Consider the following 1,289-nt stretch of genomic DNA (forward strand, 5'->3'; position numbering starts at 1 on the left):
TCGGAGAGCACGGCATGGTAACCGATGAACTCTCCCTGGTTAGCAACGTATATGATCTGCTCTCTCCCACTATGGTCCACTTTATATTTTTTCACCTTACCCTTATGGATAAAGTAGATCCCCGAAGGCACAACTCCTTCCCTGAAAACCACCTCTCCTTTTCCATATTTCTGTTCAGCCTGTCCTGAAATCAGGAACCGATACTCCTCTTCGGTCAGTACATTTAATATCGAGTGCGTACTGAAGTTCCATTTATCAATGGGAAAAATTCCTGATAAGCTCATATATAAAGGTACGACTTATATTATTCATTACATGGAGTTTCCCTCCCAGGGGACTATCTCTGGGCACAATCCCAAATCAACTTTTATTTTAAGGCTTTCCTTTGGATTTCCTTTTTTAACCAGGCCACCGTAATGTTTTTCAGACATATCTTCGCAAAGGGAGCGCATCAAAGTCAAAATTATCCTTTGATATACATTTTGAGCTCAGGATGATGGCACTGGGCAATGGCCTTATAGGAAGGAGGGATTTGCCCTGTTACGGTATGATAAGTAACCAATCTGCATCCTTGTGGCTGTGCCTCGAGTTTCTTATAAAGCAGCTGGCTATAAAAACGGTAAAGATCATAATTCCTGTTAACGGTAGAGTCAATCCCACCTTCGGTATTGATGTTCTCATAAAAGGAATTGAAAAAGTAAAGGCTCCTGTATTCCTTAAGGTCTACATCGGTTATGTTACCATGAATGAAATCAACGTTAGAAAGATTAAGATTTTCCTTCGTTTCATTTGCATATCTGATAAGGTCCCTTCTCTGGTCTATACCATAAAAAAATGTGCCGGGATTAAAAAACGCTGCGGTCAGACAGAATTTGCCAACACCGCAGCCAATGTCCATCACCTTATGGGCAGGATATGAAAGAAATTCAGATGCCTTTCTTGCAATGTCAAGCGGTGTCCAGTGAACCTTGGAAAGTTGTTGGATATGATCGGGATATAGATAATCGAAATGAATATCATGATCAAAGTAGGTATTTATCATTTATTTATTGATTCGATAATAAAAAGCACAAAATGGAATGGGCAATCAGTGGCTTTTGACATACATATTTAAAAGACCGTTAAAAGTACTCTTGACTAAAGTAAAATTTTCAGGCACTTCCTTGCCAGACCCCTGAAAGCTAACCAACCGGGTCCCTTGCGGCATCCTATCCAGATTTGCGCTTAGGTACTGTGTATAATACTTATATAAAGCCAGTGAGGTTTCTACAGAATCGTCGATCCTACCA

At 40.2% G+C, this 1,289-nt stretch carries 3 protein-coding genes; all 3 read right to left on the reverse strand.

The features are described from left to right. On the reverse strand, positions 1–284 hold a 284-nt coding region (locus tag AC1DND_RS28040), incomplete at its 3' end, for a Crp/Fnr family transcriptional regulator (RefSeq protein WP_477586154.1). Between the two features lie 179 nt (positions 285–463). Then, positions 464–1,042 carry a methyltransferase domain-containing protein gene (locus AC1DND_RS28045; RefSeq protein ID WP_477586156.1) on the reverse strand — a complete coding sequence of 193 codons (579 nt, stop codon included), beginning with the start codon at positions 1,040–1,042 and terminating at the stop codon, positions 464–466. Between the two features lie 45 nt (positions 1,043–1,087). After that, positions 1,088–1,289, reverse strand: a 202-nt coding sequence (locus AC1DND_RS28050) for a hypothetical protein (protein ID WP_477586157.1), incomplete at its 5' end; no start/stop codon positions are given.

The organism is Pedobacter sp. 01N416 (assembly GCF_056399685.1).